Annotated in this window: 30 protein-coding genes; 10 read left to right on the top strand and 20 right to left on the bottom strand. The window is 59.5% G+C overall.

All coding sequences use genetic code 11. From position 1 onward, the window contains the following. Positions 1 to 32: 32 nt before the first annotated feature. Positions 33 to 689 carry a histidine phosphotransferase family protein gene (locus PAF20_RS03375; protein WP_271072339.1) on the bottom strand — a complete coding sequence of 219 codons (657 nt, stop codon included), beginning with the start codon at positions 687 to 689 and terminating at the stop codon, positions 33 to 35. 18 nt (positions 690 to 707) lie between these two features. On the opposite strand from PAF20_RS03375, the gene PAF20_RS03370 reads away from it, so the two are divergent. From PAF20_RS03370 to PAF20_RS03350, 5 genes are all read left to right on the top strand, one after another. Beyond that, entirely contained in the window at positions 708 to 887 is a 180-nt protein-coding gene (locus PAF20_RS03370) for a DUF3553 domain-containing protein (protein ID WP_271072338.1), read from the top strand. Between the two features lie 133 nt (positions 888 to 1,020). Then, on the top strand, positions 1,021 to 1,806 hold the full coding sequence (gene olsB, locus PAF20_RS03365) for an L-ornithine N(alpha)-acyltransferase (protein ID WP_271072337.1): 786 nt from the start codon (positions 1,021 to 1,023) through the stop codon (positions 1,804 to 1,806). Next, positions 1,788 to 2,657, top strand: coding sequence for a lyso-ornithine lipid O-acyltransferase (gene olsA / locus PAF20_RS03360; protein WP_271072336.1), 870 nt, complete (start codon positions 1,788 to 1,790; stop codon positions 2,655 to 2,657). The genes olsB and olsA overlap by 19 nt, the downstream gene beginning before the upstream one ends. 28 nt (positions 2,658 to 2,685) lie before the next feature. After that, complete coding sequence (fdxA, locus tag PAF20_RS03355; RefSeq protein ID WP_271072335.1) at positions 2,686 to 3,024, top strand: ferredoxin FdxA; 339 nt, start codon at positions 2,686 to 2,688, stop codon at positions 3,022 to 3,024. Between the two features lie 319 nt (positions 3,025 to 3,343). Continuing rightward, complete coding sequence (locus PAF20_RS03350) at positions 3,344 to 3,853, top strand: CarD family transcriptional regulator (RefSeq protein WP_271072334.1); 510 nt, start codon at positions 3,344 to 3,346, stop codon at positions 3,851 to 3,853. Positions 3,854 to 3,942: 89 nt separating this feature from the next. On the opposite strand, the gene PAF20_RS03345 is transcribed toward PAF20_RS03350, so the two are convergent. Both PAF20_RS03345 and PAF20_RS03340 read right to left on the bottom strand, forming a co-directional pair. Continuing rightward, positions 3,943 to 5,832 (bottom strand): monovalent cation:proton antiporter-2 (CPA2) family protein, encoded by a 1,890-nt coding sequence (locus PAF20_RS03345; RefSeq protein WP_271072333.1) that lies wholly within the window; start codon positions 5,830 to 5,832, stop codon positions 3,943 to 3,945. Between the two features lie 6 nt (positions 5,833 to 5,838). Continuing rightward, positions 5,839 to 9,060, bottom strand: a complete 3,222-nt coding sequence (locus tag PAF20_RS03340) for a hypothetical protein (protein WP_271072332.1) — start codon at positions 9,058 to 9,060, stop codon at positions 5,839 to 5,841. Positions 9,061 to 9,203: 143 nt separating this feature from the next. Between PAF20_RS03340 and PAF20_RS03335 the strand changes: the two genes are divergently transcribed. Beyond that, positions 9,204 to 10,235: an SIMPL domain-containing protein gene (locus tag PAF20_RS03335; protein WP_271072331.1), complete on the top strand. Its 1,032-nt coding sequence runs from the start codon at positions 9,204 to 9,206 to the stop codon at positions 10,233 to 10,235. A 39-nt stretch (positions 10,236 to 10,274) separates the two neighbouring features. Here PAF20_RS03335 and PAF20_RS03330 read toward each other — a convergent pair whose 3' ends face one another. After that, on the bottom strand, positions 10,275 to 11,561 hold the full coding sequence (locus PAF20_RS03330) for an O-acetylhomoserine aminocarboxypropyltransferase/cysteine synthase family protein (RefSeq protein ID WP_271072330.1): 1,287 nt from the start codon (positions 11,559 to 11,561) through the stop codon (positions 10,275 to 10,277). 192 nt (positions 11,562 to 11,753) lie between these two features. Between PAF20_RS03330 and hisC the strand changes: the two genes are divergently transcribed. Beyond that, the gene (gene hisC, locus PAF20_RS03325; RefSeq protein ID WP_271072329.1) at positions 11,754 to 12,851 is read left to right on the top strand and encodes a histidinol-phosphate transaminase; all 1,098 of its coding nucleotides are present in this window, start codon (positions 11,754 to 11,756) and stop codon (positions 12,849 to 12,851) included. Positions 12,852 to 12,854: 3 nt separating this feature from the next. After that, positions 12,855 to 13,796 (top strand): prephenate/arogenate dehydrogenase family protein, encoded by a 942-nt coding sequence (locus PAF20_RS03320; protein WP_271072328.1) that lies wholly within the window; start codon positions 12,855 to 12,857, stop codon positions 13,794 to 13,796. Positions 13,797 to 13,799: 3 nt separating this feature from the next. On the opposite strand, the gene PAF20_RS03315 is transcribed toward PAF20_RS03320, so the two are convergent. Together PAF20_RS03315 and nth are read right to left on the bottom strand one after the other, a co-directional pair. Next, positions 13,800 to 14,795: an adenosine kinase gene (locus PAF20_RS03315; protein ID WP_271072327.1), complete on the bottom strand. Its 996-nt coding sequence runs from the start codon at positions 14,793 to 14,795 to the stop codon at positions 13,800 to 13,802. Next, entirely contained in the window at positions 14,792 to 15,445 is a 654-nt protein-coding gene (gene nth, locus PAF20_RS03310; protein ID WP_271072326.1) for an endonuclease III, read from the bottom strand. Before nth ends, PAF20_RS03315 begins: the two co-directional genes overlap by 4 nt. Before the next feature lie 214 nt (positions 15,446 to 15,659). Between nth and PAF20_RS03305 the strand changes: the two genes are divergently transcribed. Then, a complete protein-coding gene (locus PAF20_RS03305) occupies positions 15,660 to 16,325 on the top strand; it encodes a YiaD family glycine zipper/OmpA-like lipoprotein (RefSeq protein ID WP_491899796.1) in 666 nt (221 codons plus the stop codon). A 173-nt stretch (positions 16,326 to 16,498) separates the two neighbouring features. Here the strand turns inward: PAF20_RS03305 and PAF20_RS03300 are convergent, their stop codons facing one another. From PAF20_RS03300 to PAF20_RS03280, 5 genes are all read right to left on the bottom strand, one after another. Next, positions 16,499 to 17,053: a F0F1 ATP synthase subunit B gene (locus tag PAF20_RS03300; RefSeq protein ID WP_271072324.1), complete on the bottom strand. Its 555-nt coding sequence runs from the start codon at positions 17,051 to 17,053 to the stop codon at positions 16,499 to 16,501. Continuing rightward, complete coding sequence (locus PAF20_RS03295; RefSeq protein ID WP_271072323.1) at positions 17,053 to 17,724, bottom strand: F0F1 ATP synthase subunit B'; 672 nt, start codon at positions 17,722 to 17,724, stop codon at positions 17,053 to 17,055. Before PAF20_RS03295 ends, PAF20_RS03300 begins: the two co-directional genes overlap by 1 nt. Before the next feature lie 77 nt (positions 17,725 to 17,801). After that, positions 17,802 to 18,026 (bottom strand): F0F1 ATP synthase subunit C, encoded by a 225-nt coding sequence (locus PAF20_RS03290; RefSeq protein WP_101498791.1) that lies wholly within the window; start codon positions 18,024 to 18,026, stop codon positions 17,802 to 17,804. Between the two features lie 58 nt (positions 18,027 to 18,084). After that, on the bottom strand, positions 18,085 to 18,840 hold the full coding sequence (locus PAF20_RS03285; protein ID WP_271072322.1) for a F0F1 ATP synthase subunit A: 756 nt from the start codon (positions 18,838 to 18,840) through the stop codon (positions 18,085 to 18,087). Beyond that, on the bottom strand, positions 18,815 to 19,180 hold the full coding sequence (locus tag PAF20_RS03280) for an AtpZ/AtpI family protein (RefSeq protein ID WP_271072321.1): 366 nt from the start codon (positions 19,178 to 19,180) through the stop codon (positions 18,815 to 18,817). Before PAF20_RS03280 ends, PAF20_RS03285 begins: the two co-directional genes overlap by 26 nt. Positions 19,181 to 19,374: 194 nt before the next feature. Between PAF20_RS03280 and PAF20_RS03275 the strand changes: the two genes are divergently transcribed. Further along, positions 19,375 to 19,722 (top strand): ArsR/SmtB family transcription factor, encoded by a 348-nt coding sequence (locus PAF20_RS03275; RefSeq protein WP_271072320.1) that lies wholly within the window; start codon positions 19,375 to 19,377, stop codon positions 19,720 to 19,722. Positions 19,723 to 20,011: 289 nt separating this feature from the next. Here PAF20_RS03275 and PAF20_RS03270 read toward each other — a convergent pair whose 3' ends face one another. From PAF20_RS03270 to PAF20_RS03230, 9 genes are all read right to left on the bottom strand, one after another. Beyond that, positions 20,012 to 20,791: a succinate dehydrogenase iron-sulfur subunit gene (locus tag PAF20_RS03270; RefSeq protein WP_271072319.1), complete on the bottom strand. Its 780-nt coding sequence runs from the start codon at positions 20,789 to 20,791 to the stop codon at positions 20,012 to 20,014. Between the two features lie 148 nt (positions 20,792 to 20,939). Continuing rightward, positions 20,940 to 21,290: a hypothetical protein gene (locus tag PAF20_RS03265; protein WP_353620606.1), complete on the bottom strand. Its 351-nt coding sequence runs from the start codon at positions 21,288 to 21,290 to the stop codon at positions 20,940 to 20,942. After that, positions 21,260 to 21,637 carry a hypothetical protein gene (locus PAF20_RS03260; RefSeq protein ID WP_271072318.1) on the bottom strand — a complete coding sequence of 126 codons (378 nt, stop codon included), beginning with the start codon at positions 21,635 to 21,637 and terminating at the stop codon, positions 21,260 to 21,262. Before PAF20_RS03260 ends, PAF20_RS03265 begins: the two co-directional genes overlap by 31 nt. Beyond that, the gene (gene sdhA, locus PAF20_RS03255) at positions 21,637 to 23,478 is read right to left on the bottom strand and encodes a succinate dehydrogenase flavoprotein subunit (protein WP_271072317.1); all 1,842 of its coding nucleotides are present in this window, start codon (positions 23,476 to 23,478) and stop codon (positions 21,637 to 21,639) included. Before sdhA ends, PAF20_RS03260 begins: the two co-directional genes overlap by 1 nt. A 7-nt stretch (positions 23,479 to 23,485) precedes the next feature. After that, positions 23,486 to 23,878, bottom strand: coding sequence for a succinate dehydrogenase, hydrophobic membrane anchor protein (locus tag PAF20_RS03250; protein ID WP_271072316.1), 393 nt, complete (start codon positions 23,876 to 23,878; stop codon positions 23,486 to 23,488). A 9-nt stretch (positions 23,879 to 23,887) separates the two neighbouring features. Beyond that, positions 23,888 to 24,277, bottom strand: a complete 390-nt coding sequence (sdhC, locus tag PAF20_RS03245) for a succinate dehydrogenase, cytochrome b556 subunit (RefSeq protein WP_271072315.1) — start codon at positions 24,275 to 24,277, stop codon at positions 23,888 to 23,890. Between the two features lie 265 nt (positions 24,278 to 24,542). Further along, on the bottom strand, positions 24,543 to 24,749 hold the full coding sequence (locus PAF20_RS03240) for a DUF1737 domain-containing protein (RefSeq protein ID WP_271072314.1): 207 nt from the start codon (positions 24,747 to 24,749) through the stop codon (positions 24,543 to 24,545). Positions 24,750 to 24,761: 12 nt separating this feature from the next. Beyond that, complete coding sequence (locus PAF20_RS03235; RefSeq protein ID WP_271073241.1) at positions 24,762 to 25,316, bottom strand: NnrU family protein; 555 nt, start codon at positions 25,314 to 25,316, stop codon at positions 24,762 to 24,764. A 116-nt stretch (positions 25,317 to 25,432) separates the two neighbouring features. After that, positions 25,433 to 26,188 carry a sulfite exporter TauE/SafE family protein gene (locus PAF20_RS03230; protein ID WP_271072313.1) on the bottom strand — a complete coding sequence of 252 codons (756 nt, stop codon included), beginning with the start codon at positions 26,186 to 26,188 and terminating at the stop codon, positions 25,433 to 25,435. Positions 26,189 to 26,261 lie beyond the last annotated feature (73 nt).

Below are 26,261 nucleotides of genomic sequence, written 5' to 3'. Positions count from 1 at the left end.
CCATTTTTTTCCGAGCATCGCGACACAGAATGTCAAAAGCGTATTTGAGCCCCGGTTTCCGTCGCTTCCCATGACAGCGGTCGGGCAAGTTCATCCGCCATCAGCCTGAGCAGCGGAAACTGAACCTCTGCCGCTACAACATTCGGCTTTGATCCGTTCTGCGCGTTCAGGCATGACCACAGTGCCAGATCCCGCTTCGTCCTCTCCGCCACGGCGGCCAGATACCAGCGTCCGCCTTGCTGGCTGATTCGGATGCGCGCTCCCCAAGGCAGGGCACTTTCCAGACACATCAGCGCCAACAGGACCATTTTCACATCGGAACGCGGCTGCGCCAGGTCGTTATGCAGGGTGATTTGCAGTTCGGTTGAGACGCAGAGATTTCGCACAAGAGCCGCGAAATCACTGGCGGATATTTTCTGCCCCGAAGCAGCAGAACCGAAGGCAACCCTGAACCCGTCGATCCGAGCGCGCGCCGCCTGCAGTGCCTGCTCTATCAATTGCATTTCCGGGGCTTCGCTTTCCCCCGCCTGCTCTTTCACCATCTGCAACAGCTCTATGCCGTTACCGATAGCGCCAAGCGGAGAAACAAGGTCATGACACAGCCGCGAGCCAACCAGCGAAACCAGACGGATCGTAGAATCCGTTTGATGCTCCGGGATTGTGGCGATGTCGTCGGGGGCGTATTCCATACTCAAGGAGCTTTCATAATGAACGAAATTCTAGAGCCGGGCATGATGGTGCGCCACCCTCAGGCGCCCGACTGGGGCGTGGGACAGGTTCAGTCGCGCATCGGTGACCGGATCACGGTTAATTTTTCCGAGGCAGGAAAGCGCGTGATCGACGGAAGCCGGGTCGAACTGGAACTGGTCGAAAGTGATACCGATTAAACGGGGCATAATCTTTTTCTAACTCAACTTAAAGTTGAATCAAGATATTTTCTGCACCTGATCCGGCAAGCGAATGGTTGCAATGGGGTTTCCGCTTGCCTAGACCTGTACCGACCTTGACGACAGGCAGACGATGAACCCCGACAGCAACTTCTTCGACATCCGTATCGCGACGGAAGAGGTTGATCTGCTGGCCGCGCAACGCCTTCGCTATCAGGTCTTTATCGAAGAACTTGGCGGTGACGGTCCGCTGGTTGATCATGACGAGCGGTTGGAGCGGGATGAATTCGACGCGGTCGTGGACCATCTGGTTCTTGTCGACAAGCGCCGCGACCCAGCCGCGCTCGATCATGTGGTCGGCGTCTATCGCCTGCTTCCAGGCAGCCGGGCGGCCGGACTGGGCCGCTTTTACTGCGACAGCGAATATGACCTGACAAAGTTGAAGAATTCCGGGCGCAAGCTGCTGGAATTGGGCCGTTCCTGCGTCTTGCCCGAATATCGCGGCGGTGCAGTTATGTTTCTGATGTGGAATGCACTGGCAGAATATGTCCTGGAACTCGACATCGACATTCTGTTTGGCGTCGCCTCTTTTCACGGCCTCGATACCGACGCCCTGGCACAACCGCTAAGCTGGCTGCATCGCCACCACCTGGCGCCCGAAGCGCTGCGTCCGGTGGCGCAAAAGGACGGCTTTCAGCCCATGAACCTGATCGAGCCGTCTGATCTTGACAGGCGGGCCGCGATGGTCGCGATGCCCGCACTTATCAAGGCATATCTGCGCCTTGGCGGAACGGTCGGGGAAGGCGCGTTTCTTGACCGTGAGTTCAACACGACAGATGTGCTGCTGCTGATGGATACCGCCGCAATGTCGCAGAAGCACCGCGATTATTATACATCACGATGGCAGAACAAGGCGTGATCCACACCGGCTGGGCGGACCTGCCACCGCCTGAATATGGGCGACCGGGCCTGTCTGGATGGCTTCGCATCCTGCGCCGCGGCATTCCGGGCATCGCCGTCCTGGTAATCGGTGTGATCATCCTGATTCCGTTGCGCCTGATGGAGCGCTTGTTCAGCGGCCCGCGCAGGCCCGTCACCGGACCCTTTGTTCAGGGCGTGTGCAGATGCGTCTTGTGGTGCATTGGTTTGTCCTGGACCAGCAGCGGAGAGCCGATGCGCGGCCCCGGCGCTGTTGTCGCGAACCACTCCTCCTGGCTTGATATCTTCAGCCTGAACGCCGCGATGCCAGTCTTCTTTGTCGCGAAGTCCGAAGTTTCGACATGGCCCGGTATCAATATCCTCACCCGCGTGACCGACACCCATTTCGTGACCCGCGACCCAAAGCTCGCCCGCGTTCAGGCAGAAGAGTTCGCGGCGCGCACCAAAGCTGGCCACCGCCTGCTGTTTTTCCCAGAAGGCACGTCCAGCGATGGTCTGCGCGTGCTGCCCTTCAAGCCTGCATTGTTTCAGGGCTTTCTGGACCCGGATATTCCCGGCAGTTTCGCGATTCAGCCGATTACCGCTGTGTACCACGCACCAAAGGGCGAGGACCTTCGTTTCTATGGCTGGTGGGGCGACATGGCGCTTGGCCCCCATATCCTTGCTGTGCTGTCGGTACGCCGGCAGGGCCGTGTCCATGTCATTCTACATCCGCCGATCCCTATAAAAGGCGAAACCCGCAAGACGCTGTCACAGGCGTCAGAGTCTGCAATTCGCGGCGCTTTGCCTTTCGATACGGCCTTGAAAGGCAGGGAACAGCGGTCTAGGTGAAGGCTGAATACCACAAGGGATACGCCGAATGACCTACGTCGTTACCGACAACTGCATCATGTGCAAATACACCGACTGCGTCGAGGTATGTCCCGTTGACTGTTTCTATGAGGGTGAGAACACGCTTGTGATCCACCCGGACGAATGCATCGACTGCGGCGTCTGCGAACCCGAATGCCCCGCCGACGCGATCCGTCCGGATACCGAACCCGACATGGAACCTTGGGTGGAGTTCAATCGGAAATACTCGGAAGCGTGGCCGGTTATCACACGTAAAAAGGAACCGATGGACGGCTATCAGGAGATGGACGGCGTCGCCGGCAAGCTGCAAAAATACTTCAGCCCGAACCCCGGCGAAGGCGACTGATTCTTTCAGGTGACACCAGTCCCTAATACATCAAGAATGCGATGTTATGGGCTGAATAATAATTGTTTTTTCTTTCTTTTCGAAACAAATCCGCATCGCAGATACGCGGCTTTTTTCAGCCCGATTTTTGTGATATATTATTGTCATAAACAGCCGGGTGAACGCCCTGTCCCGGCATGGAAAGGAAGGCCATCCATCGTCTGCCCGATGGATCAATGTTCTGAAAATTCGGTCTGACGGAAAGGGGGAGCCCCTGCCGTGAGGCCTTTTGCGCGACTGACGCATGGATCAGCTTCGCGCCAGCTGGAAGGAATAATGAATGTCGAAAGCTAAGAAATCCGAGTTCCGCCCCGATGACTTCGTCGTATATCCTGCGCATGGCGTGGGCAAGATCGTTTCGATCGAAGAGCAGGAAGTCGCCGGCATGTCGCTGGAAATGTTCGTGATTTCGTTTGAAAAAGACAAGATGACCCTGCGCGTTCCCACGGCCCGCGCAAGCGAAATCGGTATGCGCAGCCTTGCAAGTCCTGATCTGGTCGAGCAGGCGCTGACCACGCTGAAAGGCAAGGCCCGCGTGAAGCGCGCAATGTGGTCGCGTCGTGCGCAGGAATACGAACAGAAAATCAACTCCGGCGACCTGCTGGCCATTGCCGAAGTCGTGCGCGATCTGCATCGCAACGACGACCAGCGTGAGCAGTCCTATTCCGAGCGTCAGCTGTACGAAGCAGCTCTTGACCGCCTCACCCGTGAGGTTGCGGCTGTTGGCGGGATCGACGCCGCTGGCGCACAGAAAAAGGTCGATGACGTGCTTCTGGCTCGCGCTGCCTGAGCGTGAACTAAGACCATCAGAAGGCCGCCCTCAGGGCGGCCTTTTTACTGCGCGGGTGGCCGGCTAAAAAGCCGCCTCCTGCCCTGCCCTTAGTCTTTCAGCCCATGTTCGGGCTCCGGATCGTCATCGGCCTTGATCGGTCCTGCGGCGGGGCCATGCGAAAACCGCTCCATCAGGGCGGCTTCCAGATCCTGATTCACCCGGCGTGTGCGTTCAATATAGGGTTCATTGGCCTCGGTCGGCTTTTCAGGATCCCATAGCTTTGCCAGATCGCGCAGGCTTGCACGGTCGATTTTGTAGAAGATCGCCTCGGCCTCATGCGCCTCATATTCCGAGAAACCGGCATTCTCGAGGACATAGCGCCCGACGCGCAGGCTGGAATCATACATCTCGCGCACGATATGATCGGCACCCGCCTTGTAAAGCTGGTAAACCGTAATTCGGTCACGCGCCCGCGCGATGATCGTGATGTCCGACCGCTTTTCGCGCGCATATTCTACAAGCTTCAGGTTGCTTTCGGGGTTATCCAATGCGGCCACAAGGATCTGTGCCTTGTCCAAACCTGCCGCCGCAAGTATTTCCGGTCGCGTCGGATCGCCGAAATAGCCTTTGAAACCAAACCTGCGCATCAGCTGGATCAGCTTCAGATCGTGATCCAGCACCGTCGTCTTCAGGCCGGAAAACGTCACCAGCCGGTTCACCACCTGCCCGAACCGGCCCACCCCCGCGATGATGATCGGCTGCTGATCGTCGATTTCGTCCGGGCGATGGTTCTCGCCCATCGGATCGACCAGTCGACGACTAATCTGATCGTTCGCGATGAACAGCAGCGGCGTCATCAGCATGGACAGCGCGATGACAAGCAGAAACCCTTGCGCAACGCGGTCAGGCAACACGTTCAGCGCCACGGCGTAGGAGGTCAGCACAAAGCCGAACTCGCCCGCCTGTGCCAGCGACAGAGTAAACAGCGAGCGATCCCGTGGATGCATCTTCACGATCCGGGCAATCAGATGAAGCACCCCTGCCTTGATTGCGATCAGCACGACCGTCACGCCGATCACGATCACCGGCATTTCGGCAAGAAGTTGAAAGTCCATCCCTGCGCCGACGGTGATAAAAAACAGGCCCAGCAGCAGGCCCTTGAAAGGCTCTATCTGCGATTCCAGCTCATGCTTGAACTCTGAGCTTGCGAGCATAACGCCCGCCAGAAACGTGCCGAGTGCCGGTGACAATCCGACAAAGCTCATCAAGGATGCGATGCCGACAACGATGAACAACGCCATGACGGTATCCATCTCGCGCAGGCGCGCGGAATGAACGAAGCGGAACAGGGGACGGACAGCGTAGTTGCCAGCCAATATGACGAATGCGATCGCAGCGAGTGTCACCAGTGCGGCACCCCATCCGGGAAGCTGTGCCATGAACGCTCCGCCGACTGATTCTTCACTGGTTGCGCCGCCGGGATTGCTGGCCAACAGGGGCATCAGCGCCAGCATCGGGATGACCGCGATATCCTGGGTCAGCAGCACCGCAAAGGTATCGCGCCCGCCCCGCGTCTGCATCAGGTTCTTTTCGGACAGGGTCTGAAGGACGATCGCGGTAGAGCTCAGCGCAAGGATCATGCCAAGCGCAAGCGCCACCTGCCAAGTCTGATTCAGTGCCATAGACGCGGCAAAAATCAGCGCCATCGTACCGGCAATCTGCAATCCGCCCAGCCCCACCAGCCTGCGGCGCATCCCCCAAAGACTGCGCGGCTCCAGCTCCAGCCCGATGATGAACAGCATCATCACCACACCAAATTCCGCAAAATGCTGCAGATCGTGCATCTCGCCATGACCAGCAAGACCAAGCACGGGCCCGATTATAATTCCCGAAATCAGGTAGCCAAGCACCGATCCCAGACCAAGCCGGGTCGAGACCGGCACGGCAATTAACATCGTCAACAAATAGACGGTGGCAAGCAGCAGAAAATCGGACATTTGGAATCAGCGACCGTTGAGTATCGGCAAGCTATATTCGCGCCCTGCTTTCACATATTTCAACCCGCCATTTCCGATAGAGGAAATCTGACCGCCATTGATCTTGTCGCCAAGGCGCACAGTGACGATCCGGCCATTACGCAGCCGTATCAGACCACGGCTGGCTTTTCCGGCACCAACAGTCCCAATCAGCTGCGTCGCGTTCAGGTCGATGCCCTTGGTCGTGGCGGAGCTTGTCACCCTGCCGTTGGCAGGCGCATTTTGCGCCGATGCGACCTCTGGCTCGTTATCCACCTCTGGCGGGCGGTATTGCTGATTGCGTCTGGCGGCGGCGGCGGCTTCTGCTTCTGCCTGCGCCCGCGCCCGCGCTTCTGCTGCAGCCTTTGCCTGCGCTGCAGCCCGCGCATCTGACGCGGCACGTTCGCGGACGCGTTGCTCTGCCTGGCGCTGAAGTTCTTCATCCAGCCTGCGCCGTTCCGCAAGTGCCGCGGCCTCTGCTTCCGCCTTGCTTTCTCCGGCATCCTGCTCCGGCTCTGGTGCCAGCGTGCCCTCGGTGCCGCCACTATTGGCCATCGCGGAAGAAACAGCGTCGTCCGTGGCGGAAGAGTTGCCGCCGCCGCTTCTGTTGCCGCGCCATGACGGTCGGACCGAACTGGTCAGCGGAAGCAACGCAACGCGCCCCGGAACTGCCGAAGAACTGTCGACGGCTGACGCGATGGCCTGCTCGACCGCGCTATCGGTGGCCTGGGAAATGCCGGCGGTGCTTGCACTGGCTGCACCAGTCAAGGTTCCGGGTCTCTGCCTTGGACGGGCAGAGCTGCTGATCCTGGCCGAACCGGCGGCGGGTGCGGCTGCCGCCGATGCAGCGGGTGCGGCGTTTTCCTGGGCAGTTGTCGACGAACGTGCCGCCGGGCGCTCAGCACCAATTGCTTCTGACACTGCCGCGTCGACAGCGGAAGTGGATGCATCGGTCCGCGTCGGGCGGCGAACCGGGCGGGTCTGCGCCGTCCGGACGGGCGATGGTGCTGCAACCTTTGCAATCCGGATCCACGGCCTGTCCATATGCGAGAGCATCGCATCATGATCGCGAACAGAGAACATCGCAAAATGACGAGGCGCCGGCAGCATATGCTGCACGGCGCCATCGACAGACGACTGTGTTACCGGCTTCGGCGGTGGCCTCGTGCCGGTTGGTTCGGGACGATCGCGCTGCTCATAAGGTTGGGGGCTGCGCGGGACAGAGGGCCTTGCATCGGGCGTCTGGCTGGCCGGCTCGCTGCGCGACGGAGCACTTTTCGGGCGGGCCGAAGAAACCAGCGTCGCGCTGTCCGGCGCCCCGGGATTGGGTGCAGAGGATGTCGTGTTATTGCCACTTGATGCCGCCGGACGTGAAGCCGGCCGATTGTTCTGTTGTGGAGCCGCCGCCACGGATGCCGTTTGGTTCGAGCTACGGCCAGCGGTCGGTGCGGAAGGGGGTGCGGAACGCTGCGAAATATTGGCCGGGCGTGACATCGGACGCGCGGATCGCGTCACCGATGGCGTGTCTTGTGCAGTAGCCGTACCAGAGCTGTCATCGCTGGCAGCGCGAGTGGGCGCTGTTGTTGCGGGAGTAGCAGCCTCTTGTGTTTCTGTCGGCAGTTCCTGCGCGGGCTCCGCTGCCTGTTCAGGCATTTGAGCCGTCGCATAGGCAGCAGTCACCGCCGCCTCGATCGCCGCCTCCTGCGCAGCAACCAAAGGCGCATCCGCCAGCGGCGCAATATCGTCAGGGAATGGCACCGTCTGCGCCGTCTGTTGAGTGGGTACAGCTGTGCCAAATTCCGCCTGTACCTGCACGGGGTCGGGGCCAGTCTGATCGCTTACGGGCGTTGAAGTTTCGTTGGTGGTGGCAGCTTGCTCGGCGACGACCGCAGTATCATTCGTCACATCATCAGCCTGTACCGCCTGCGTCTCAGCGGCCGCCACATTATCGGGCGTCTGTGTTTCGACTGCGGGAACGGTTTCTGTCTCTGCCGCGATAACCTTCGTGTCGGGCGACTGCACCTCTGCCTGCCGCTCGGTCGCGGTCGGTGCGGGCTCGGGGTCGCCGCCGATCATTACGGCGGAGATGCCCAAACCCAGGACCAGCAACCCGACCAAGGGCAATGCCCCGCCCAGACCGCTGCGCTTTCCGCCGTTCGCCGCAGCGCGCGACGGCACATCGGACACGGGCCGGGCCTTCCGCGCGGCGCTTGCCCTTTCATGGAAGATCCGCGCCCGCTCTGGCAGCGGTTTGGCGGGACGCGGTTCATGCGCGGCGGAAATTTCCGGCTCCGCTGCCTCGGAATCTTCCTTCGTTTCTTCGACTACGGCGGCTTTATCGGCCTCCACGAAGGGCGCTTCACCGGGCAACATAATCGTTCCATCGTTGACCGAAGCAGCGGTCGTTTTTGTCGCCAAAGCTGGACCAGCACCAGCTGAGGCGGCACCTGCCACGACGAAATGAGATGTGATGCGGGAAATCGCAGGGCCGCCATTGTCTTGGGGGGCGGCCTCTGGCAGCGCAATCGGGTCTGCGACGATCTCGACCTTGGTTGAGGCTGCCGTATCCACCTCGCCCACCGCAGAAGGCGCAGCAGTATGTGCAGACGCCACTTGTTCAGCCCCTGCCATTTCCGATGCATGCCGAGGCTCAGCCGCAGAAAGTTCCGCAACCTCCGCGCTTGCCAGGCTCCACTCTGCGGCCAGCTCCGTTGAACCGAAATCAGGCGCGTGCGGGAACTGCCCGGATGCCGGGGCCGCAACAAACCGGCTGGGCGCAAAGCCGTGACGAACAGCGAAATCCTCGGCCTCTTGCAGGGTCTGACGCGCGACGGCGGCGACCTTCACCTTGGCACCGGGCTTCGCGTCTGCGGGGGAAAAGTCATATGCCAGCTCATCGACCGGATAGGGCGTCAGCCCGTCCAGCCCGGCCTTAAGCGCCGCCTGCGTATCGGTAGCCTCTGGCAGAACCAGATCAGTATACAGGATCTGGTCTTCGGGGATGACCAAAGCCACACCGGGCGCATTTGCGACCCGCAATTGCTTCACGAAACCAACAAGACCATCGCGAAGATCACCGTTGAATGGCGCTTTGCCCAGTTCTTCCCAATCATTATGGTCGCGGTGTAACAACTGGACGCCATCGGGCTGAAAGCCCAATGCGAAGTCATCACCTGAGGCGAAAGCCCCTTTTGCACTCTGCTCGTTCATATGCTCTGCCTTTGTCGGCCGGCGTTGTTTTTTTACCTGAATAACCCGAACAGACGCCTATGGGAAGAACACGCGCGGATGTGATCGAACAAAACAGCATTTTCCCGCGTTATCGCCCGAATACAGAACAATGAGGAGTTGATATGTCAGCCTTTTCGACCAGACCGATCACCGCAGCACTTGCTGGAACCGCAAGTATTCTGCTGCTTGGTGCGCCGGCATTTGCGGCGCCGCCATCTCACGGCGCTTGTGCCAAGCCCGGTATCCTCAGCGTTTCGGGTCACGGAGAATCGCGCGTTGCACCCGATCAGGTGATGATATCGCTTGGCGTCACGACCCAGGCAGAGACCGCCGCCGAAGCAATGCGCTCAAACTCGGAACGTCAGCAGGCGGTTCTGGATACGCTTGGCGAAGCGGGCGTCAATCAGGACGACATCCAGACCTCTGGCCTGTCACTGAACCCCTTGATGAACTATCCCGAAAACGGCGATGCCCCGTCGATTGACGGCTATATGGCACAGAACCTGCTGACGGTGCGGGTGACAGAGATCAACCGCGCCGGGGAAGTTCTGGACAGCATCGTGACCGCTGGCGCGAACGAAATGCAGGGCATCCGCTTTATCCGCGAAGACTCGCAGGCGACTGAAGACGAAGCGCTGCAGATGGCGGTTGAAGACGCGACCCACCGCGCATCGGTCATGGCAGAAGCCGCTGGGGTAGAGCTTGGCCCCATCATTCGCATTGGAGAGCCGAAGAATGACGCCGTGCCGCCCGGCCCGGTCATGATGCGTGCTATGGGTGCCGAGGCAGATGCAAAAAGCATTCCGGTCGAGGGTGGCGAAGTCGCCTTTACCGCAGATGTGGATGTCAGTTTTGCGCTTCCCGGCGCGGGCTGCGATATGCCGGGCAAGGGTGATAAGCCGATGGAGCCGAAGCCGATGCCGACGGAGGCCACCGATCCTGCGGGTGACGCGGCAACAGCCCCGGACCTGCCCGATGCTTCGGAGGCCGATAGACAGGTGCAGTCGGAGACGGCACCCGAAGGCAGCGCAGATCAGGGTGCCGAAGATGAGGCAACGCCTGATTCAGAAACCACCTTGAACGTCGCGCCTTCCGCGGATAGCGGCGAAGAGGCTGATGCTGCAGAGGATATCGAAGCAGCTCCGTCCAACTGAAGAAACAAGCCCGGCCGGATAAACGGCCGGGCCACTCGGTCAGGCTGATGCGGCGGTCAGCGCCTGATCCAGATCGGCGATCAGATCGTCTGCATCCTCGATCCCGATTGACAGCCGGACAACATCGGGTCCGGCACCCGCCGCCACCTTCTGTTCATCGGTCAACTGGCTGTGCGTGGTCGAGGCCGAGTGGATCACCAGCGACCGCGCATCGCCAAGATTTGCCACATGGCTGAACAGCTTGAGGTTGTCGACCAGCTTCACCGCCGCGTCATAGCCACCCTTCAGCGCAAAGGTGAACAGCGCCCCTGCACCTTTCGGATAGTGTTTATTGGCCGTTGCGTTCCACGGCGACGAAGCCAGCCCCGCATATGTGACAGAGGAAACACGCGCATCATTCTCCAGCCATTCCGCGACCTTCTGGGCATTCTCGACATGGCGCGGCATCCGCAGCGCCAAAGTCTCGATCCCCATCAGCGTGTAATGCGCGCCTTGCGGGTTCATGGTCATTCCAAGGTCGCGCAAACCGATTGCGATGCCGTGGAAGGTAAATGCCATCGGCCCCAGAGCCCCGTGGAAATTAAGGCCGTGATAAGCTGGCTCCGGCTCTGACAGCGACGGGAACTTGCCCGATGCCGACCAGTCGAATTTACCGCTGTCGACCACGACACCGCCGGTGACCGTGCCATTGCCGGTCATGTACTTGGTCAGGCTGTGCACCACCAGCGTCGCGCCCATTTCGATCGGTTTGCACAGATAGGGCGTGGCCAGCGTATTATCGACGATCAGTGGCAACCCAGCCTCGTCAGCGACTTTTGCAATCGCCGGAATATCGGTCACATAACCGGCCGGGTTAGAGATCGATTCGCAGAATATCGCGCGTGTATCGTCGTCAATCGCCGCGCGCACCGCCTCAACATCGTCCAGATCGACGAATTTCGCTGACCAGCCAAAACGCTTGATGGTCTGGCTAAATTGCGTGACCGTGCCGCCATAAAGCCGGGTCGATGCCACGATGTTCTTGCCCGGCCCCATAAGCGGGAAAAGTGCCAGTATCTGCGCCGCGTGACCGGAAGAACAGCAAACCGCCCCGGCGCCGCCTTCCAGATCGGCAATCCGTGCCTGCAATGCCGCAATCGTCGGATTGGTCAGGCGAGAGTAGATATAGCCGACCTCTTGCAGCGCGAACAGCTTGGCCGCGTGATCGGCATCGCGGAACACATAGGCCGTGGTCTGATAAATCGGAACCTGCCTTGCCCCCGTCGCCGGATCCGGCGGCGTTCCTGCATGAATGGCGCGCGTGTCAAAACCCAGCTCATCGGTCATTCTCTCTCTCCTCTGATATGTATGCAGACTAGGGCGGTCGTTGCGGGTGGCGCAACGCTGAATATCCGGCTGATCGCGATCCGCCCCCGGCAATGTGCGGGCGACAAGCGCACCAATGCAGAAAACCCGACTTGTCCCGCTTTCCAACTGCTTGCGCCCCGGATAAGTAACGCAGGTCCAATGGAGGCCGCCATGTCCGACCAGCCAAGCATCACGCCGCAACCCGGCATCATGGATATCTCGCTTTATGTCGGCGGTGCCGCACATGTCGAAGGGCGCGACAACGTGGTCAAGCTTTCGTCGAACGAGAACCCTTACGGTCCTTCGGACAAGGCCAAAGAGGCCGCCATACGTGCGACACACCAGTTGCACCGCTATCCGAACACCGACCATGCCGGTCTGCGCAGTGCGATTGCTGAAACCCATACACTTGACGCTGATCGTATCATCTGCGGTGCAGGTTCGGACGAAGTCCTGCAATTTGCGACCCAGTGCTTCGCGGGCCCCGGCGATGAAGTGATCATGACAGAGCATGGTTTTTCCATGTATCCGATACTCGCCCGTGCTGCCGGTGCAAAACCTGTTGTCGTGCCCGAAACTGACAGACGTGTGAACATACAAGCGATACTGGATGCCGTCACAGCAGATACGCGCATCGTTTTCCTGACCAATCCGGGCAACCCGACAAGCACGATGTTATCGGAAGCAGAGGTCCAATCCCTCGCATCGGCGCTTCGCCCCGATGTTCTGTTGGTCCATGACGGCGCCTATACCGAATTTGCAGGCGAAGAATTTCGTCTCGATTTCCAGCTTGCCGATGCCTTTCCCAACGTTCTTGCTACGCGCACTTTCTCAAAAATCTATGGGCTCGGCGGGCTGCGAATTGGATGGGGCTATGCGCAACGACCTTTGATTGACGTGATGAATCGCGTGCGCCAACCCTTTAACCTGTCAGTTGTGCAACTGGCAGCGGCAGAGGCAGCGATGCGCGATCAGGACCATGTCAAACGCTGCAAGAATGAAAACAACCGTTGGCGCATCTGGCTGCAATCCGCGCTGAACGATCTTGGCATCGGCTGCGATGAGAGCCACACGAATTTCGTCCTCGCCCGCTTCAGGGATGAGGAAACCGCGAATGGCTGCGACAATGCGCTGAAACAGGACGGCATCATCGTGCGGCGTGTTGCGGGCTACGGACTGCCGAACTGTCTGCGTATCACAATCGGGGATGAGCCTTCATGCAGGCGCGTTGCCCATGTCATTGGCCGCTTTATGGCTGAAAGGGGTTGATGGATGAGTGTCATCTATAACAAGGTCGCGCTGATCGGTCTGGGCCTGATTGCGGGCTCCATCTCTCTGGCGGCGCGTGAAGCGGGCGCGGCCGCGCGGATCACCGGGACTTCGCGCAGCGTCAAGACGCGCGCGGCCGCACGTGACTTGCGCCTTTGCGATGAGATCGTCGATAACCCTGCCGCTGCGGTAAGGGACGCCGATCTGGTCATTCTGTGCGTGCCTGTCGGTGCAATGGGCAAGGTGATGGCCGATATCAAACCGCACCTAAAACCGGGGGCCGTCATCACGGATGTGGGGTCGGTCAAGCAAGAGGTGATAGATCAGGTCGTCCCTAACCTGTCTGCCGGTGTCCACTTCATACCCGGCCACCCGCTGGCCGGTACGGAACATTCCGGCCCCTATTCCGGTTTCGCCGAGTTGTTCCATAATCGCTGGTGGCTTCTGACACCGCTGCCGGAAAGCGACCCGAACGAGGTTTCGCGTCTGCGCCGCTTTATCCGTGCGCTCGGCGCGAATGTCGAGGATATGGAACCCGCGCACCATGATCTGGTGCTTGCCGTTACCAGCCACACCCCGCACCTTATCGCCTATACAATGGTCGGCGTGGCGGATCACCTGAAACGGGTCACGGAGTCCGAGGTCATCAAGTATTCAGCCGCCGGCTTCCGCGATTTCACGCGTATCGCGGCTTCAGACCCGACGATGTGGCGCGATGTTTTCCTGACCAATAAAGAGGCTGTGCTGGACGTCCTCGGCCGGTTCACCGAAGAACTGTTCATGCTGCAACGCGCGATACGGATGGAAGACGGCGACCAGTTGCACGACTATTTCACCCGGACCCGCGCGATCCGCAGGGGCATTATCGAGGCCGGTCAGGACACCGCCGCACCCGATTTCGGGCGCAGCGCAAAGCCGACCTCTCAGCCACCGGAAAGCAGCTGAGCGTCAGATCAGACCGGCCGCCTGAAAATCAGCCAGCAGGTCACGCTCTGGCCGGGCGCCCACATGGCTGATCACCTCTGACGCGGCCATGACACCCATGCGTCCGGCCGTTTCCAGATCGCAGCCCGATGCAAGACCGAAGATCAGACCGGCAGCGAACTGATCGCCGGCGCCTGTGGCGTCGACCGGGGTCACACGGTGAACAGGGACTTCCACCCGCTTGCCACGGCGGAACAGCAAAGCAGGATCGCCCGAACGGGTGCAGATCACCGTGTCGCAATCCGCTGTCGCCAGCCGAAGCGCTTCGTCGATATTCGTCTGATAAAGCGATTCCCATTCGTGAACATTACCGATGACGTAATCGAGCGATTGCGAAACGAGGCTGCGGAAATCGTCACGATGGCGGTCAACGCAGAACGGATCTGACAGCGCAATCCCAGCCTGCCCGCCAGATTTGTGGCACGCATCTGCGGCCGCAAGAAATGCCGATTTCCCGGCGGGCTTGTCGAACAGATAACCCTCCAGGAAAAGCCAGCGATTCCCTTCGAAAACCTGTTCTTCAACATCATCGGGACCAAGATTGGCCGAGATCCCAAGATAGGTATTCATCGAACGCTCGCCGTCAGGCGTAACAAAAATGATTGATCGCGAGGTCGGCAGATTGCCGCCCTGCACCGGGGCATTCACAAATTGCGTGCCCTCCGCCTGGGTATCGCGCGCATAGGCCTGTCCCAACTCATCATCCGCGACCCGACCGATGAACGCTGTTTTCAGCCCCATTCGGCCGATCCCAGCCAGCGTGTTAGCGACCGAGCCGCCCGGCACCAACCGCGCTTTGCCGCGCTGCGCCTGCTGAGCCAGCAGATATTCCGACCGCTCACGCTCGACGAGTTGCATGATGCCCTTTTCGACCTGCAACGACTGAAGGTCATCATCCTCGATCGGGGCGATTACGTCGATAATGGCGTTGCCGATGCCGATGACATCAAATGCGCTCATACGGTTTTCTCCTCATACGGGCAGAGATCTTCTATGGGACAGATCGTGCATCGCGGGCGACGCGCCTGGCAGACATATCGGCCATGCAGGATCAGCCAGTGATGGGCGTTCTGCTGGAACTGGGCGGGGACATTGTCTTCAATCGCACGCTCCACCTCTTCGACGTCGCGACCGGGTGCAATATGCGTCCGGTTGCCGACGCGAAAGATATGCGTGTCCACGGCCTGCGCAGGAAAGTGGAAGATGCAATTCAAAACGACATTTGCGGTCTTGCGTCCTACCCCCGGAAGGGACATCAGTGCCGCCCGGCTGTCAGGCACCTCGCCATCATAGTCCTCGGTCAGAATGCGTGACAGCTTCATCACGTTCTTCGCCTTCTGCCGGAAAAGGCCGATGGTTTTGACATGCTCTGTCAGCCCCTCCTCACCCAGTTCCAGCATCTGCTGCGGGGTCTGAACCTGTTCGAACAGCGATTTCGTCGCCCTGTTCACGCCCGCATCGGTTGCCTGCGCCGACAAAGCGACCGCCACCAGCAACTGGAAGGCATTGCCATGTTGCAGCTCCGTCACAGGTGAAGGTTCAGCATCGCGCAGCCGCGAAAATATCGCGACCTGCTGGGCATAAGGCAGGGGTTTGGGCAAGCGGGCCATTTGGCCTGTCTTTGCCCGCAGGTGCGTCGCAGTTCAAGCGCGGATCGACGGAATGAGAGGTATCGCGTCAGATTTATCGTGAGAATGTGACCTGATTTCAGCCGGGTAACTGCGCTTCGGCTAGGATTTGCCGGGAACCTGTGCAAGTATCGCGACGTTTTGAAAACAAGACGTGCCTTTGCGGCACAATAGGCAAATGACGAAAGGCGAGCATATGAACATGCGGGTTTCCCTTCTTATCGGTGCGGCAGGCATTATCGGTCTGGGCGCATGTACCAATCCAGACGGCACCATGCCCGGCAGCAATATGTCGCGCACGCAGCAAGGCGCACTGATCGGCGCCGCCGCAGGTGCGCTTTATGGCGCGCAGCGCGACGACGATAACAATAATCAGGGTCGTGATGCGGCGCGCGGTGCCATCCTTGGAGCGGCGGCGGGCGCTGTGGCGGGCAATATCCTTGAGCGTCAGGAGCAGGACCTTCGTCAGGTCATGACCACGCCGGGCGTGCAGATCATCAATCGCGGCGACTACCTGCAGGTTATCCTGCCCTCGGGTCTGCTGTTCGCATCGGACAGCGCGGCGGTCTCTGGCCAGGCGCAGAACGACCTGTATGGTCTGGCGCAAAGCTTGCAGCGCTATCCGAACAGCCGTGTTGAAATCTACGGCCACACCGACTCCACCGCGTCCGAGGCGTATAACCTCGACCTGTCGCAGCGCCGCGCCCAATCGGTTGGCGGTATCCTGACTGCTGCTGGCGTATCCTCCGCCCGTCTCGCAATGATTGGTCGCGGTGAAAGCCAGCCGGTCGCCTCGAACAATACCGAGTCCGGCAAGGCGCAGAACCGCCGCGTAGAAATCCTGATCCGCCCGACGCGCTGATAATGACAGCATAGAAGAAGCTGAGGCCGGGCGCTTTGCCCGGCCTTTTCTCTTTCGTGCGATGGTATCAACGGGTTCGCGTGCCTGCGCCGATAACGAAACGGAAACACAGTAAGAAAGGCCCGGCGTCATACAAGCGCCGGGCCTTCAACTCCCTGTCCCTATGGGTGGGGTCAGTGCAGACGTTGCGCCACTTCTTCGATGGCCTGATCGATTTCTGCACTGCGGTCCGCCGCCACGCCCTGCTGGCGCAGAACTTCGCTGGCAGCGGCAACGGCTGTCTGAACCGCGCTGTTACGCACCGCGCGGATGGCATCGCTTTCGGCAGAGGAAATCTGATCCTCAGCCGCTTTCAGTCGACGCTCGATCGAATGGTCAAGATCGACCTTCGCCTTCTCGGCCTGCGCCAATGCCTCGCGCTTCGCATTCGCGACGATATCGTCAGCCTGACTTTGCACTTCACGCTGGCGACGTTCGTATGTGGCATAGATCTCCTGCGCTTCTTCACGCAGGCGCTTTGCCTCTTCCAGATCGGCCCGAATACCCTCGGCCCGCTTGTCCAGAAGGCCGCCAATGATCTGGGGAACCTTGAAGTAAACAAGGATGCCCACGAAGACCAGAAACGCAATCGTAACGATGAAGTCCGTATTGCGAAGGCTGAAAAACGGTCCGCTTGCAGCCAGTGCCGGGGTCGCGGAAAGCGACAGCAGGATGGAGAGTTTCTTCATCAGACTGCCCCTTTCAGACGTGCATCGACAGCCGCGTTGATCGCGCTTTCGTCCGCATTGCCGCCAAATGCACGCACAAGCTCTGCCGTGACATCACGGGCGACTGTACGCGCATCTGCCGTTGCACTTTCACGGATCGCGCCGATGCGCTTCTCCGATTCAGCCGTGCGCGCGGCGATTTCAGCATCCGCCTTGGCGATGGCGCTATCCAGATCCTTCTGAATATCGGCTTTCTGCGCGGCAACGATCTTGTTCGCCTCGGAGCGGGCATTGGCAAGCGCCTCGTTATAGGCGGCCTCAGCGTCCTTGGCTTTTTTCTTGTATTCCTCGGCCTGCATCAGATCGCCGGTAATGACGCCCTGACGGTCCGAGATGACACCCGCGATACGGGGAAGCGCCACTTTCGAAAGAACCCAGTAAAGCAGCGCGAGCGTGACCAGCAACCAGAAGATCAGGTTGCCGAAATACTCTGTATTGAGCTGCGGCATGCCGACGGCATGTTCCGCAACCTCGGTCGCATGGCCAGCCGCTTCCGCGCCATGACCGGCTGCTTCCGTGCCGTGCTCTGCCGAAGCAGTGGCAGCAGCGGCCGCAGCTTCTTCATTCGCGGCATCCGCGTGGGTTCCGGTATCAGCAGCCGTCGTGGCCGCTTGTTGCAACAGGCTGAACATGTCCTACCTCTGGCCGTTCAAGTTACAATCAGGTGGGGGAAGCTGTGCCCCCACCCAACCGCAAGGATGGCAGAAGATCAGACTGCGAACAGCAGCAGCAGCGCAACCAGGAACGAGAAGATGCCCAGTGCTTCAGCGAAGGCCATGCCGATGAACAGCGTGGCGGTCTGCGAAGCGGCAGCCGACGGGTTACGCAGCGCGCCCGACAGGTAGTTGCCGGCAACATTGCCCACACCGATGGCGGCGCCCGCCATACCGATGCATGCGAGACCCGCGCCGAGATACTGACCCATTTGTTCCATGTTTCTTGCTCCTTGAGGCTTTATGGAATGGAAGGATTGATGACCTGAACCTTGCCCGTCAGTGCGACGGATGCAGCGCGTCCTTCAGATAGACGCAGGTCAGGATGGTGAACACATATGCCTGGATGATGCAGACCAGCACTTCCAAGGCATAGACGCCGACGATACCGGCAATCGCGATAGGTGCGATCCAAAGCACGGCAGCGAAAGCGGCGAAAACCTTGATCACGGCGTGACCGGCCATGACGTTACCCGCAAGTCGGATAGAGTGGCTGACCGGGCGCACGAAGTAAGAAATCACCTCTATGATGGCCAGAACCGGGCGCAGCGCCAGCGGGGCCGACTTGACCCAGAACAATTCCAGAAAATGCATCCCGTTCTTGACGAAACCCAGTACGGTTACGCCGACAAAGACAAAAATCGCCAGCACCGCCGTCACCGCGATATGCGACGTGGTCGAAAAGCTTTTCGGGATCAGCGCGAGATAGTTCGCAAAGATGATGAAGCAGAACAGCGTCATGACATAGGGGAAATACTTCAGCCCCTCTTTGCCGCAGATGTCCTCCAGCATTTTATAGACCATGCCATAGGTCATCTCTGCGATGGACTGTACGCGGTTAGGCACGACGGCACGGCCACGAGTGCCGAAAACCAGAAGTGCGATGATCGCGACCAGAGTCAGCGCAAACCACAGGGTTGCGTTGGTCGGGGTGTACCAGTGAACCGCACCGTCGCCGAACAGCGGCTTGACCATGAACTGGTCCATCGGGTGGAAAGCAAGGCCGGTATCAGCTTCCGTCGCCACGTGTATCATCCCTCGTTTGCGGCAGATCACCCTGCCCGTTCTGCGCAGCCTTGCGCTGCAATTCTTCAGCGGTGCGCAACATCACCTTGATGCCAGCCGCCAGCCCGATCAGCAGGAACAGGATCAGAAAGATCGGCATCGTGCCGAACAAACTGTCCAGTCCGTAACCGATGGCGAACCCGATCCCGAGTCCCGACACCAGTTCGATCACCATTCGCCAGGCCGTATCAGCATGACGCATATTGATCGCCGCTTTGGTGGGCGCTTTGGGAAGCTTCACTTGCGCCAGCCGTTCTTCCAGCCGCCTTAACCTTTCAGGATCCGGCGTGCCGTCGTCACGATCAGGCAAGATTCACACCCCTGTTATCTCGGGGGCGGTGATAGGGTTCAGGACGCCCCGAGTCAAGCAGATCGGGTATCGGATTAGTATATTGTTATCATTGCATATTTTATTTCATCGCGACCCTACTAGGCGGTTGCAACGCCCACGCGCCTGCAACATAATTCAACCGCCAAGTTGAGTATTGAGCCATAATTCACACTATGTCCGAACCCGAAAAACGCCTGGACCAGATATTCTCGGCCCTTGCGGACCCGACCCGCAGGCGCATTCTCGGCATGTTGCTGGAAGATGACATGGCGGTCAGTGACGTCGCCGCGCCTTTCGACGTCAGTCTGGCAGCCGTGTCGAAACATCTTGTCGTTCTGGCAGCCGCAGGGCTGATCCAGCAGGAACGGCGCGGCCGCATCACATGGTGCCGGCTTGATCCTGATGGCCTGCGTCAGGCCACGATCTGGATGCAGGGTTTTGGCCAGTTCGACCCCGTCGACCTTGATGCGTTTGAGAAGTTTCTTCTCAGTGCATTGGCCGAGGACGGCTTGCAGGAATAGGGCCAGTTTCACAGCGCCCGGTCAGCCAAAGGATCGCTGCGCGGATTGTGACCCGCGCAGCGGAAAGCTCAGGCGCCTTTTGCCTTGGGCAGACCTTCATAGCTGAAGTAAGCAAACATCTGCTCCAAAACGGCTGCTGCCGATTTGGCGTCAGGCTTTGCTGTATCGCTCTGCTTTGGGTTGGTCATGGTGAACCTCGGGTCTCGTGGTTCCTCCCACACCAAAGATAACGCCGCACCGCAGCGTTATCAAGCTGCAACGCGGCGTCTGAGAAAGTCGTACTGACTGCTCAGACGATCCGGTCGACGAGCATGTGCTTGATCTCAGCGATGGCCTTCGCCGGATTCAGCCCTTTCGGACAGGTATTGGTGCAATTCATAATCGTGTGGCAACGATACAGCTTGAACGGATCTTCCAGTTGATCCAGACGTTCCGGCGTCGCCTCATCGCGGCTGTCGATGATCCAGCGATAGGCCGCAAGCAGCGTTGCCGGGCCAAGATATTTGTCGCCATTCCACCAATAGCTTGGGCAAGAGGTCGAGCATGACGCGCACATGATGCACTCATACAGACCGTCCAGCTTCTTGCGGTCGTCGATGGACTGTTTCCACTCTTTACCGGGTTCCGGCGACTTGGTGATCAGGTAAGGATTGATCGAGGCATGTTGTGCATAGAAATGCGTCAGGTCCGGGATCAGATCTTTGACGACATGCATATGCGGCAGCGGATAAATGCTCACGTCGCCCTTCACTTCGTCAATACCATAGATACAGGCCAGATGGTTGCCACCGTCGATGTTCATGGCGCAGGAGCCGCAGATCCCCTCGCGGCAGGAACGGCGGAAGGACAAGGTAGGGTCGATCTCTGATTTGATCTTGATGAGCGCGTCAAGAACCATCGGTCCGCATTTGTCCAGATCAACGAAATAGGTATCCAACCGCGGGTTCTCACCCGTGTCCGGATCCCAGCGATAGATCTTGAACTTGCGCAGATTGGTCGCGCCTTCCGGCTTCGGCCAGGTCTTGCCGACCCTGATCTTGCTGTTCTTGGGAAGGGAAAACTCGACCATTTTCAGGCTCCTTTCTTCTGGGCCCTGCGGACCTGGAAGGCGTCGAATTGATGGCCGCATATGGGCCGTAGCTTGCAGTCAGGTGCCACACCGCGGTGGCGCAGGGGCGAGTGACGCCCTGCCTTTGTTATTTGGCGGGTGGCCAGCATCAGCCCCTGCCCGACCAGCCGGGCTGGTCGTAAAGCGGTCGCGAAGGGGGCTGTCCGGCGCGGCGCTGCACGCAGGATGCATAGACCTGAGCCGGATCGCGCCCCATGATGTAATCGGACGAAACCGACACCTCGAAGCGGCTGAAAGTGCGCGGGCCACCACTGCCGGTGCCGACACCCACGCCAACCGATCCACGGGGACCGGTCGCGGCGCGGGCATCTTCAAGACAGACCTGCTCGGCATCCTGAAGCGGCAGCGGTCCGCAACCGGCAAGCAATGCCGGTGCGAAAACTGCCGTCAGGATCGCCACATAGTGCATCAGGCGGTCGCCGCCACCTTGGCAACGCATTGCGATGCTGCCGGACGTTGCACGATCGTGGCGACAGAAGACGCGGCAGAGCCGCTGTCATTCACGCCGCGCGATGCGATATCTGACAGCTCCGCCATCGAGGCGTTGTTGATCACGCAATCGGTATATGGCGCAACGTTGCGACCCGGCAGGCGCTTTGCCATCTCACGGTTAACTACATCGCGTGCAACTGCGCGGGTCGAGCTGTCCAGCGTGGTGGACGGCTGGCTGGGCGCCGGTGCAGGTGCAGGTGTCGGGATCGGCGAGGACGGCTGGCTTGGCGGAACGCGGGCCACACAACCGGCCAGGATCAGCGACGCCGCGCCAAGGGAAAGTATCAGACGCATCAATAAACCCTCTTTTTCGGTGCAATCTTCTTCAGATCGATACCACCTTCTGTTTCTTTCGTCAGCGGATCAAGATGGACGGGGCGATACTCCAATGTCACATTGTTGCCATCAACCCACGCAAGACTGTGCTTGCGCCATGTCTCATCGTCGCGATCCGGATAATCCTCATGGGCATGAGCACCGCGCGATTCCTTGCGCGCCTCTGCCGCAACGATGGTGGCCATCGCGTTGGGCATAAGGTTGGTCAGCTCCAGCGTTTCCATCAGGTCGGTGTTCCAGATCAACCCGCGATCCGTGACGTGAAGGTCGTCAATCTTCGCTGCGATTTCCTTCATCTTCTCAACGCCTTCTGCCAGCGTCTTGTCAGTCCTGAAGACGGCGGCGTCAGCCTGCATGGTGCGCTGCATCTGGTCCCGCAACTGTGCGGTCGGCGTCCCGCCATTGGCGTTTCGGATGCTGTCGAAGCGGTTGAGAATCTGCTCTACCGCTGCCGTATTCGTCGCCGGGACCGGCGTGCCCGGATCGACGACTTCGCCCGCCTTGATCGCCGCAGCACGGCCAAAGACGACAAGGTCAATGAGCGAATTTGAGCCGAGGCGGTTCGCGCCATGCACAGATGCGCAGCCAGCCTCGCCCACGGCCATAAGGCCGGGGAATACCTGATCAGGCGATTCTTCGGTCGGGTTCAGCACCTCGCCCCAATAGTTCGTCGGAATGCCGCCCATATTATAATGAACGGTCGGCAGAACCGGAATCGGCTCGCGCGTCACATCGACACCGGCGAAGATCTTGGCCGATTCAGAAATACCCGGCAGACGTTCGGCCAGCGTATCGGGATCAAGATGCATGAGGTTCAGGAAGATATGATCCTTTTCCTCACCCACGCCGCGGCCTTCGCGGATTTCCATGGTCATGCAGCGGCTGACCACATCGCGGGACGCAAGATCCTTATAGGTCGGGGCATAACGCTCCATGAAGCGCTCGCCTTCGGAGTTGGTCAGATACCCGCCTTCCCCACGTGCGCCCTCGGTGATCAGGCAGCCAGAGCCATAGATGCCGGTCGGGTGGAACTGCACGAATTCCATATCCTGAAGCGGCAGACCGGCGCGGGCCACCATGCCGCCGCCATCGCCGGTGCAGGTATGGGCTGAGGTCGCGCTGAAATAGGCGCGGCCATAACCGCCCGTGGCCAGCACCACCATCTTGGCGTTGAAGACATGCATGGTGCCATCGTCCAGCTTCCAGCAGACGACGCCGGTGCATTTGCCATCGGTGATGATCAGGTCGAGCGCGAAATATTCGATGAAGAATTCAGCATTGTTCTTCAGCGACTGGCCATAAAGTGTGTGCAGGATGGCGTGGCCGGTGCGGTCGGCAGCGGCACATGTGCGCTGCACGGGCGGGCCTTCGCCGAATTCGGTCGTATGGCCGCCGAAGGGGCGCTGATAGATCTTGCCTTCCTCGGTCCGGCTGAAGGGAACACCGTAATGTTCCAGCTCGTAAACAGCCTTGGGTGCCTCGCGCGCCAGATATTCCATCGCGTCGGTATCGCCCAGCCAGTCAGAGCCTTTGACCGTGTCATACATATGCCACTGCCAGTTATCCGGCCCCATATTGGACAGGCTGGCGGCAATCCCACCCTGCGCCGCGACGGTATGCGAACGGGTCGGGAAGACCTTGGTCACGCAGGCCGTGCGAAGGCCCTGTTCAGCCATGCCGAGCGTCGCACGCAGGCCCGCACCACCGGCACCCACGACGACAACGTCGTAATCATGAACCTCGTAAGGGTATTTCGTATCGGCCGCTTCGGTCGCTTGGTTTTCGTTATTCTCAGCCATGGGAACCTCAGACGGCCTGTGCGAAGGCAAGTTGTACGCGCGCGAGTGCGAAAAGTGTCATGGCGATCACCGCCCAGCCGAAAACGACCGAAAACAGGATAGCCACCTTACGTGCGGTATGATCGAAATAGTCGTCGATCATGATCCGCGTGCCTTTGATGAAATGCATCATCCCAAGCGTCATGAAGATCGCGACGACAATCGCCGGATAGGGACGCGTGAAATACAGCAGGATGTCAGCACGATCAGGCAGTTGCAGCGCCGTGCCGATGACCATCAGGAAGGACGGCGTCAGCAGCGCCAATGCGGCGGAACTGACCGTCATCCACCAGTGATGTTCGGTCCCGGTATGGGACGCGCCCATTCCGACGGCGGCTTTGCGGGGGGTGACGTAACGCATGGTGTCCCCTTACAGAAGGTAGATGACAAGGCTCAGCAGGGTCAGGACGACCGAACCTGCAATGATCGCGATGCTGGTCTTATGCGCGGTCTCGATCTCCAGCCCTTCGCCCGCGTCATAGAAGAAATGACGGATACCGGCCAGGAAGTGGTACCACAGCGCCCAGCAAGAACCGAGCAGCACGAGAAATCCGAACCAGCTGCGCGTCAGCCAATCGGCGCTTTCCCACATACCGCCACCAACGGCGGCACCAAGCAGCCAGAATGCCAGAAGCAGCAAACCAGCAACCATGCCATGGCCCGCCGCGCGGTTCAAAATCGAGGTTATGGCGGCCAATGGCAGCCGGTAGACCTGCAAATGAGGTGAAAGCGGCCGGTTATCCCGGTTCACGTCAGCCATGTTGTCCCCTTTCAGTCTTTATTGCGGGCCCACGGCAGCAGCTGGCGCGCGGGCTGGCTGGATTTCGCAAGATGTCATACGGCTTTTTTCGCGCCTGTCACCCGTACTTGTCCAGCCCCATGACAAAAATGTAGATAAATCCGCACTTTGTGATCACAGTATCTGGCGCTGTGATCACAGACAAGCGATCGTCGGGAAACGCTGCCCGCTGAGTTACGAACAGGCAGCAATCTTCCGTGTGACACCGCACGGATCGAGACCACTGCTACTGCTCGCCAAGCTTCATATCAGGACTATATGCACCGTCAATTTCCTTGGTAACGCCCTGCCCGCAGCGCATGATTCCCTTGATCGGATCGAAGGCCATGACCGGCTGACCGTGCAGAACCCATCCCTTGTCCAAAGCCGCGCTGACCTTGTGACAGAATGCGGACGTATCATCCTCTGTCAGGAACCGGAAAACTGTTGCCATATCTTTGCTTCCTCATGCCCCGAAGGGGTTATAGCCCAGCCAAGCATGGATCAGTCCCACTACTCCGAATACAAGGATCGCGCCGATGAACGCCATCGCTTCTTGGCGGATTGGAACCGGATGCGCGGGCGCCTGCCAATTCGGATCTGCGCGGTTGATTACAATGATTTCAACGACAGCCCAGAGCAGCAGCCCGCCGAACAAAATCAGCGAAGGCGCGTCGCCGTTTACCAGCAGATGCGCCACCGACCAAAGCGCGAATGCTGTCAGTTGCGGGTGCCGAATCCTGCGGGTTATGCCGGTTTTCATACCCGAAGCGGCAAACAGGTAGAATGCCAGCAGGATCAGCAGATTGTTGATTCCCTTCATCATGGGCGAGGGACCCCACCAGACATCCCCCATTGGCGCACTGCGATAGCCCCACACCATAAGAATGACCGACAGGATCAATGCGCCGGTGACCATTCCCCTGCCCGGCTCGCCAAGCTGCGCCCGCTGGCGTGGTGCAACACGTTTGAACAGGTGCGCGGCCCACCACAGTGCGACCCCGACAATTAAGATGAACATCTGGCTGGCCTCCGGCTGGATGAATCTGTGCATAGTTGTGGCACCAATTTCAGCTTGCCGCAATCAGCGCCTGCTGGTTGAACGTCCGAACTGGACCCATGAACTACGCGAAACATTCAGCCGAACAACGCAGAACCGCTGCTCCATATCAGACGCAGCGATACCAGAAGCAGCGCCCAGGTGATCAGCTTGTAAAACAAGGCCTGCGGCATGATACGCAGCAGCCACAGGCCTAGGCACACTCCGAATATCGCTGCCGGTACCAGCATCAGCGAGACCCGAAGGTTCGCCATGCTCAACTGCCCGAGCGCGGCGTAAGGTATAAGCTTCACGGCATTCACGATCGCGAAGAACACCGTCGTCGTGCCAGCATACAACTGGCTGCTCATCCCCAAAGGCTGAGCGTAAACCTGATAAGGCGGCGCGCCCGAATGGCTGACAAAGCTGGTATAGCCAGCCACCGAACCCCAGAAATTGCCTGCGGCGGGCGACGGTTGGCGAAGCTTTTGCCCGGAAGACCGGAAAAGCGCATTCAACGCGAAAGATACACCGATCACGCCGACGAGCCCCATGACAGCCACGTCGTTGATCAGGTGTGCTGTCGCCCAGCCAAGGCCGATGCCTATGATTGCGCCTGGCAACAGCGTCCATAACACACGCCGGTCGAAACTGCGTCGGAACGCGATCAGCCCGCCGATGTCAGAAACCACGAATATCGGCAGCATGATTCCCGCCGCGACGACTGGCGACATGCTCAGCGCCATAAGCGGGACGGCCATCGTGGCGATCATGGTCAGGCCGCCTTTAGACATGCCAACCGCAATCGCCGCCAAAATCGCCAGAACCCATGATGTTTGCGTTAACTCGGCCACTTGCCACCCCATGCCGCGAATCGCGCCTTGAAAGCCCGTTTATGAGCGTCTAACCCATGCCACGACCAATAGA

The organism is Paracoccus albus (assembly GCF_027913035.1).
Taxonomy (GTDB): domain Bacteria; phylum Pseudomonadota; class Alphaproteobacteria; order Rhodobacterales; family Rhodobacteraceae; genus Paracoccus; species Paracoccus albus.
Note: the sequence above shows the minus strand (reverse complement) of the source record. Positions and strands in the feature narration are given on the sequence as shown.

Bases quoted from the DNA above. Each gene is read 5' to 3' on its own strand.
- PAF20_RS03375 (WP_271072339.1), bottom strand. From the start codon at position 689: ATGGAATACGCCCCCGACGACATCGCCACAATCCCGGAGCATCAAACG.
- PAF20_RS03370 (WP_271072338.1), top strand. From the start codon at position 708: ATGAACGAAATTCTAGAGCCGGGCATGATGGTGCGCCACCCTCAGGCG.
- olsB (WP_271072337.1), top strand. From the start codon at position 1,021: ATGAACCCCGACAGCAACTTCTTCGACATCCGTATCGCGACGGAAGAG.
- olsA (WP_271072336.1), top strand. From the start codon at position 1,788: ATGGCAGAACAAGGCGTGATCCACACCGGCTGGGCGGACCTGCCACCG.
- fdxA (WP_271072335.1), top strand. From the start codon at position 2,686: ATGACCTACGTCGTTACCGACAACTGCATCATGTGCAAATACACCGAC.
- PAF20_RS03350 (WP_271072334.1), top strand. From the start codon at position 3,344: ATGTCGAAAGCTAAGAAATCCGAGTTCCGCCCCGATGACTTCGTCGTA.
- PAF20_RS03345 (WP_271072333.1), bottom strand. From the start codon at position 5,832: ATGTCCGATTTTCTGCTGCTTGCCACCGTCTATTTGTTGACGATGTTA.
- PAF20_RS03340 (WP_271072332.1), bottom strand. From the start codon at position 9,060: ATGAACGAGCAGAGTGCAAAAGGGGCTTTCGCCTCAGGTGATGACTTC.
- PAF20_RS03335 (WP_271072331.1), top strand. From the start codon at position 9,204: ATGTCAGCCTTTTCGACCAGACCGATCACCGCAGCACTTGCTGGAACC.
- PAF20_RS03330 (WP_271072330.1), bottom strand. From the start codon at position 11,561: ATGACCGATGAGCTGGGTTTTGACACGCGCGCCATTCATGCAGGAACG.
- hisC (WP_271072329.1), top strand. From the start codon at position 11,754: ATGTCCGACCAGCCAAGCATCACGCCGCAACCCGGCATCATGGATATC.
- PAF20_RS03320 (WP_271072328.1), top strand. From the start codon at position 12,855: ATGAGTGTCATCTATAACAAGGTCGCGCTGATCGGTCTGGGCCTGATT.
- PAF20_RS03315 (WP_271072327.1), bottom strand. From the start codon at position 14,795: ATGAGCGCATTTGATGTCATCGGCATCGGCAACGCCATTATCGACGTA.
- nth (WP_271072326.1), bottom strand. From the start codon at position 15,445: ATGGCCCGCTTGCCCAAACCCCTGCCTTATGCCCAGCAGGTCGCGATA.
- PAF20_RS03305 (WP_491899796.1), top strand. From the start codon at position 15,660: ATGAACATGCGGGTTTCCCTTCTTATCGGTGCGGCAGGCATTATCGGT.
- PAF20_RS03300 (WP_271072324.1), bottom strand. From the start codon at position 17,053: ATGAAGAAACTCTCCATCCTGCTGTCGCTTTCCGCGACCCCGGCACTG.
- PAF20_RS03295 (WP_271072323.1), bottom strand. From the start codon at position 17,724: ATGTTCAGCCTGTTGCAACAAGCGGCCACGACGGCTGCTGATACCGGA.
- PAF20_RS03290 (WP_101498791.1), bottom strand. From the start codon at position 18,026: ATGGAACAAATGGGTCAGTATCTCGGCGCGGGTCTCGCATGCATCGGT.
- PAF20_RS03285 (WP_271072322.1), bottom strand. From the start codon at position 18,840: ATGATACACGTGGCGACGGAAGCTGATACCGGCCTTGCTTTCCACCCG.
- PAF20_RS03275 (WP_271072320.1), top strand. From the start codon at position 19,375: ATGTCCGAACCCGAAAAACGCCTGGACCAGATATTCTCGGCCCTTGCG.
- PAF20_RS03270 (WP_271072319.1), bottom strand. From the start codon at position 20,791: ATGGTCGAGTTTTCCCTTCCCAAGAACAGCAAGATCAGGGTCGGCAAG.
- PAF20_RS03265 (WP_353620606.1), bottom strand. From the start codon at position 21,290: ATGCGTTGCCAAGGTGGCGGCGACCGCCTGATGCACTATGTGGCGATC.
- PAF20_RS03260 (WP_271072318.1), bottom strand. From the start codon at position 21,637: ATGCGTCTGATACTTTCCCTTGGCGCGGCGTCGCTGATCCTGGCCGGT.
- sdhA (WP_271072317.1), bottom strand. From the start codon at position 23,478: ATGGCTGAGAATAACGAAAACCAAGCGACCGAAGCGGCCGATACGAAA.
- PAF20_RS03250 (WP_271072316.1), bottom strand. From the start codon at position 23,878: ATGCGTTACGTCACCCCCCGCAAAGCCGCCGTCGGAATGGGCGCGTCC.
- sdhC (WP_271072315.1), bottom strand. From the start codon at position 24,277: ATGGCTGACGTGAACCGGGATAACCGGCCGCTTTCACCTCATTTGCAG.
- PAF20_RS03240 (WP_271072314.1), bottom strand. From the start codon at position 24,749: ATGGCAACAGTTTTCCGGTTCCTGACAGAGGATGATACGTCCGCATTC.
- PAF20_RS03235 (WP_271073241.1), bottom strand. From the start codon at position 25,316: ATGTTCATCTTAATTGTCGGGGTCGCACTGTGGTGGGCCGCGCACCTG.